Source organism: Undibacterium sp. 5I2 (genome assembly GCF_035019605.1).
Lineage (GTDB): Bacteria > Pseudomonadota > Gammaproteobacteria > Burkholderiales > Burkholderiaceae_D > Undibacterium.
The window spans coordinates 1-5,445 of sequence record NZ_JASJVS010000103.1 but is presented as its reverse complement, the minus strand read 5'-3'; the positions used below and the strand labels follow the sequence as shown (position 1 = coordinate 5,445).

At 54.0% G+C, this 5,445-nt stretch carries 4 protein-coding genes; 3 read left to right on the top strand and 1 reads right to left on the bottom strand.

Annotated features, from left to right (window positions below; all coding sequences use genetic code 11):
• The first annotated feature begins 203 nt into the window (after positions 1-203).
• The gene (yedA, locus tag QN359_RS19205) at positions 204-1,088 is read left to right on the top strand and encodes a drug/metabolite exporter YedA (protein ID WP_322250095.1); all 885 of its coding nucleotides are present in this window, start codon (positions 204-206) and stop codon (positions 1,086-1,088) included.
• A gap of 1 nt (position 1,089) precedes the next feature.
• Here yedA and QN359_RS19200 read toward each other — a convergent pair whose 3' ends face one another.
• Positions 1,090-2,103: a GGDEF domain-containing protein gene (locus tag QN359_RS19200; protein ID WP_322250096.1), complete on the bottom strand. Its 1,014-nt coding sequence runs from the start codon at positions 2,101-2,103 to the stop codon at positions 1,090-1,092.
• A gap of 205 nt (positions 2,104-2,308) precedes the next feature.
• On the opposite strand from QN359_RS19200, the gene QN359_RS19195 reads away from it, so the two are divergent.
• The gene (locus QN359_RS19195) at positions 2,309-2,929 is read left to right on the top strand and encodes a methylamine utilization protein (RefSeq protein ID WP_322250097.1); all 621 of its coding nucleotides are present in this window, start codon (positions 2,309-2,311) and stop codon (positions 2,927-2,929) included.
• A 20-nt stretch (positions 2,930-2,949) separates the two neighbouring features.
• Positions 2,950-5,304 carry a putative bifunctional diguanylate cyclase/phosphodiesterase gene (locus tag QN359_RS19190; RefSeq protein WP_322250098.1) on the top strand — a complete coding sequence of 785 codons (2,355 nt, stop codon included), beginning with the start codon at positions 2,950-2,952 and terminating at the stop codon, positions 5,302-5,304.
• The last annotated feature ends 141 nt before the right edge of the window (positions 5,305-5,445 follow it).

The following is a 5,445-nucleotide window of genomic DNA, read 5'->3' as shown; positions in this document are numbered from 1 at the left end:
TGTAAAAAACGTCCATCAGGCTTTTGCGACAGCCTCTGAAGGCCGGGGTTTCAAACCCTAGTCAGATTTTTGATCAACAAAATTCCATGTCAATCATCGCGCATAGACATGGTATCTACCCAATCATTTTAACAAACATCGCTCACAAAACGCCGTACTGCCCTACACTGTCGCTCATTCTTCTCACTGCTTTTTCTGACCCCATGCGCCACCTGCCGAAATCTGTGTTGTTCGCCCTGCTGACTGTCTACATCGTCTGGGGTTCGACGTATTTCGCCATCGGACTGGCACTGACTTCGTTCCCGCCGTTCATGATGATAGGCACGCGCTTTCTGGCCGCCGGCGCGATCTTATACGCTTGGCAAACTTGGCGCGGGGCGCGCCATCCGAGCTTGCGGGAATGGCGCGACGGCGGTCTGATCGGGATTCTCATGCTTGGCGGCGGTACCGGTCTGACCGCTTGCGCCGAGCAATATGTGTCTTCGGGTTTGACGGCGGTGTTCATCGCCTGTTCGCCGCTGATCCTGTCCGGCCTTTCCGGTTTATTCGGCGATTGGCCCAAACGCCGTGAATGGCTGGGTATCGGCTGCGGCTTTGCCGGGGCCATGTTGCTGGCTTCAGACGGTGACTTCGCCGCGCGCCCGATCGGCATCGTGCTGCTGCTCGGGGCGATACTGAGTTGGGATATCGGTTCGGTGCTGTCGCAAAAAAAGCTGCGCATGGCACCGGGCGGGATGGGCTTTGCCAGTGAAATGCTGGTCGGCGGGGTATTTTTGATCGTGCTCAGCCGCCTCACCGGCGAAACGGCACCTGGCCCGTTCAACCTGACGGCGCTGGCCGCGTGGTGGTATCTGGTTACGGCCGGCTCCTTGCTGGCCTTTACCGCGTATATGTTTTTGCTCTCCAAGGTCAGCACTGGCTTAGCCAGCAGCTATGCGTATGTCAATCCGGTGATTGCCGTCAGCTTGGGTGCGGCGTTCGGTGGTGAGCAGATTTCTTCGCGCGCCCTGCTGGCCATGGCGATTATCTTGGCCAGTGTGATCATGTTGACGACGGCTGCTGCCCGGGGCAAGGCGCGGACGGAATAACTCAGAAAAATTCGGCGATGTCGTTGGCTTGCTCGTGGTGTAAATCACCGCTGTCGACCAAGTTCTGATAGTAGCAGCTACGGTTACGGCCATTGTTTTTGGCAAAATACAGGGCTTGATCGGCCCGTCCGACAATCGCCACGGCCGGTTCAAACTGGTCGATGCGCGCATACCCGATGCTGATGGTGACGGTGCCGACTTGCGGAAACGGGTGTTGCGCGACATGTTCACGGAAGCGATCAAAAATATGTTCGGCTTCGGCGGCCGTGCTGGAACTGAGGATGATCACAAATTCCTCGCCGCCGAAGCGAAACAAACGATCCCTGGGACGAAACGAGGCGCGCATCAAATTGGCAATCAGAATCAAGACTTCGTCGCCGTACAAATGACCGAATTGATCATTGACGCGTTTAAAATGGTCAATGTCTATCACTGCCAGCCAGTGATGCTTTTCCTCGCTGTCGGCGCTGCTCGTACTCGGCGGAGCCAAAAATTGATTGCGTAAGATTTTGGAAAAACTGTCGTCAAAGGTTTTTCGGTTCAATAGACCGGTGAGGGAATCGCGCTCACTGTAGTCGAGTAAATTCTGGAAATTGCGATAGACCACCAACATGCCATTGACGACTTCCATCGTATTCACGTTTTGATTGGCCGGATTGACGATTTCGAGTACCGTTTGCAGGGTATTTTCATTCCAGATCGGCAGCCAGATCAAACTGCCTTGGGCATCGTGTTGTTCGATGACTGATTTTCTGGCCAGTATCCCATCGCGCAAAACTGGTATTTCTTGCAAGTCTTCACCCACCGACTTTGCATCTGCCTCCAATCTTACCCCATCGGCCAAGATGGCCAGGCTAGGTTTGAGTAACACCTGATGACCATTGCTGAGCACGTCGAGCACCCGGGTCGACTCGGCATTGAGCAACTCGCGCAACGAGGAAGCCACTGAAATATTGAGCAAATCATGATCACGATGACCGGTGATTTCTACCAGATGCTTAATAATTGATTCCATGCAAAAATTCCTGCCGTAGGCGAAATGGACAAAAAACCGCATAGCGAGATGCGCAGCAGCATCACAACAGAAGCTTGCGCTCAATCCTCAATGCGGCAAATAATGTTAGGCTTGCGGCATTGCCAGTACATTTTGCCATGCCTGTCTTGATCGCGGCCGGAAAATCTCATACCAAATGCAATTTTTTACTGAAAAGCGCACGCCCATGCACAAACCTAGATTGAGTATTACCCGTTTGAACTTGCTGCTGGCTTTGCTTCTCAGCGCCCCCGCCATGGCCACGCGTCTGGTCGAAGTGAGCGACAGCAGCGGTCATCCGGTGGAAGATGCGGTGGTCTATGCAGAGCCGTCACAGTCGCTGGGCAACAACAAGCCAGCCGCTGCCGAGGTGGAGCAAAAAGAGCGCAAGTTCATGCCGCTGGTGACGGTAGTACAAACCGGCGCGATGGTTTCGTTTCCCAATAATGATACGGTTAAGCATCATGCCTATTCGTTTTCGCCGGCTAAGTCTTTCGAACTCAAGCTGTATTCCGGCCGCCCCAGCACGCCCTTGCTGTTCGACAAAGCTGGTACCGTCATCGTCGGTTGTAATATTCATGACCAAATGGTGGCGTATATCCACGTCGTCAATACCCCGTATTTTGCAAAGACTGACAGCAAAGGGGTGGCTAGTTTGCCGACCCTGCCGGCGGGAAAATACACGCTGAAAACTTGGTACTACAAGCAAGCGCCGGGCAGCGAAGCTCAACAGCAAAGTCTGAACGTCGGCACCGATAGCGCCAGCACTGCGACCATCGTAGTTAAACTCAATGGCAAGGCCGCTTGAACCATTTCAGAGGAAGCAGCATGCGTTTGCATAGCTTGGAAAATCGCGTTATCGTTTTGTTCATCGGTCTGTTACTGAGCGTGCAGCTGGTCGCGTATTTCGTGATCGGCAATGCGATTGATATCAATGCGCGCACGGCGATCGAAGAAGATTTGAAAATCAATGAAAAGATTTTCACTCGCCTGATTGAACAAAACGCCCAAAAATTGATACAGGGTGCTAATTTACTGGCCAAGGATTTCGGCTTTCGCGATGCGATCGGCAGCCATGACACCGAAACCATTATTTCTTCACTTCAAAATCATGGGCAAAGAATCGGGGCCGACCTGAGCATGCTGGTCGGTTTGGATGGCAAAATTCTGGCCGCCAGCAGCCCCGACTTGGCGGCCGGTTTGCAAGCCTCGGTCAGTCAGCTCATGCCAAGCGCCAACGCCACCGGCAGCGCCAGCCGTATCGAAATCGTCGATGGCAAGCCATATCAGATGGTGATGGTGCCGATTGCTGCACCGGTGACCATCAGTTGGGTGGCGATGGCGATCCCGATAGGGAAAACGATAGTTGATGACATGCAACAATTATCGCTGATGCAAATCAGCTTGCTGACTTCGGATAGTCAGGGCCACTGGCAAGCCAATGTATCGACCCTGCCAGCCAGTGCTGCCGCCAGCTTGGCAAACTTATTGCCAACATCGTTCACGCACGCGCAACTGATCGCCGACCTCCAGCTCGACGACAATCTCTACAGCGCCCGGGTACTGCCGCTGGCACGCAATGACACGGCCAGTACCATTGCAGTGCTGCAATTGTCGGTCAGCCAAGCAGTTGCTCCTTATAAGCAACTGCAAAGGAACTTGCTGCTGCTCAGCGTAATCGGCAGTTTGCTCGCCATCGTGGTGAGCGTCATCACCGCCCGCCGCATCACCGGTCCGGTACGCCAATTGGCAGAAACGGCACGTCGCCTCGGTATTGGCGATTATCAAGTGGCCATAGGCGTGCTACAAAAAGATGAAATTGGTGATCTGGCCCGCAGTTTTGCCAAGATGCGTGATGCGATCGCCTTGCGTGAGCAGCAAATCAGTCGCCTCGCCTATCACGATACACTCACCGACCTGCCCAATCGCGCACGGTTTGCCGACATGGTCGGACAGGCCATCGAACAAGCCAAGGCCAGCGGTGGCAGTTGTTTTGTGCTGATGATCGATCTCGACCGTTTTAAACATGTCAATGACGTGATGGGGCATCGTTTCGGTGACTTATTGCTACGTCAAGTGGCACTGCGCTTACGCACCGAAATCGGCCTTTCCGGCCAAGCGCCGGCGCGCTTGGGCGGTGATGAGTTCGCCATCTTGCTGAGCGAGGCCACGCTGGCCGACGCGGTGGGCTTGGCCGAACGCGTGCTGCAAGCTTTAGAGCAAGCGATTTCCATCGAAGACCAAACCGTCGATATCGGTGCCGGCCTCGGTATTGCCGGCTTCCCAGCCCATGCTGGCGATACCGAAATGCTGCTCGGTCATGCTGAAGTGGCGATGTATGTCGCCAAGCAGAGTAAGAATGGCGCCGTCATTTATGCGCCGGAGATCGACAAAAGCAGCCAACAAAGCCTGTCGCTGCTGACCGAGATGCGCATCGCCCTGGAACAGAACCATTTCCTGCTGTATTTACAGCCGAAACTGGCGCTCGATTCGGGCGCAGTGGTGGCGGTGGAAGCCTTGGTACGCTGGCGTCATCCGCAACGTGGCATGATTTTCCCTGACCAATTCATCCCGTTTGCCGAGCAAACCGGTTTTATCCGTCAACTCACGCACTGGGTCATGCAAGCGGCGGCGCGTACCTGTCACGCTTGGGATGCCGCCGGTTTGCAGTTCAAGATGTCGGTCAATATTTCCACTCGCGATTTACTCGATCAAGAGTTACCGAATAAGTTTGCCGCCATCTTGCTCGAACATCAGGTGGCGGCCAGCGCCTTTTGTTTGGAAATTACCGAAAGCGCCATCATGGATGATCCGGTACGCGCCCACCAAACCCTGGACAAATTGCACGCCATGGGCATGCAATTATCGATCGATGATTTCGGTACCGGTTACTCTTCGCTGGCCTATTTGAAGAGCTTGCCGGTCGATGAATTGAAGATCGATAAATCCTTCGTGCTCAAGATGGAACAAGATATTGATGACAGCAAGATCGTTAAATCGACCATCGACCTCGGTCACAATATGGGGCTGCGCGTGGTTGCTGAAGGAATAGAAAATCTCGAGGTGATGCAGTTGCTGAAGAATTTAGGCTGCGATCAAGGCCAGGGTTATTACATCAGCCGACCGATGCCAGCCGAAGACTTTCCGGCTTGGCTGCAGCAATGGCAAGCGCGTTCGATCTGAGATCCTCAGGGCCAGGCTGCAAGGATTTAAGGCGGCACTTGGGTTCTCAACAACTTAATGGATCGTCGCAAAAGGGTATTGAGTCGGTATCATTACCCTGACTGGTGGCCACGTCATTCCTGCGCGCTTTTGGCAGGAACC

Bases quoted from the DNA above. Each gene is read 5' to 3' on its own strand.
- yedA (WP_322250095.1), top strand. From the start codon at position 204: ATGCGCCACCTGCCGAAATCTGTGTTGTTCGCCCTGCTGACTGTCTAC.
- QN359_RS19200 (WP_322250096.1), bottom strand. From the start codon at position 2,103: ATGGAATCAATTATTAAGCATCTGGTAGAAATCACCGGTCATCGTGAT.
- QN359_RS19195 (WP_322250097.1), top strand. From the start codon at position 2,309: ATGCACAAACCTAGATTGAGTATTACCCGTTTGAACTTGCTGCTGGCT.
- QN359_RS19190 (WP_322250098.1), top strand. From the start codon at position 2,950: ATGCGTTTGCATAGCTTGGAAAATCGCGTTATCGTTTTGTTCATCGGT.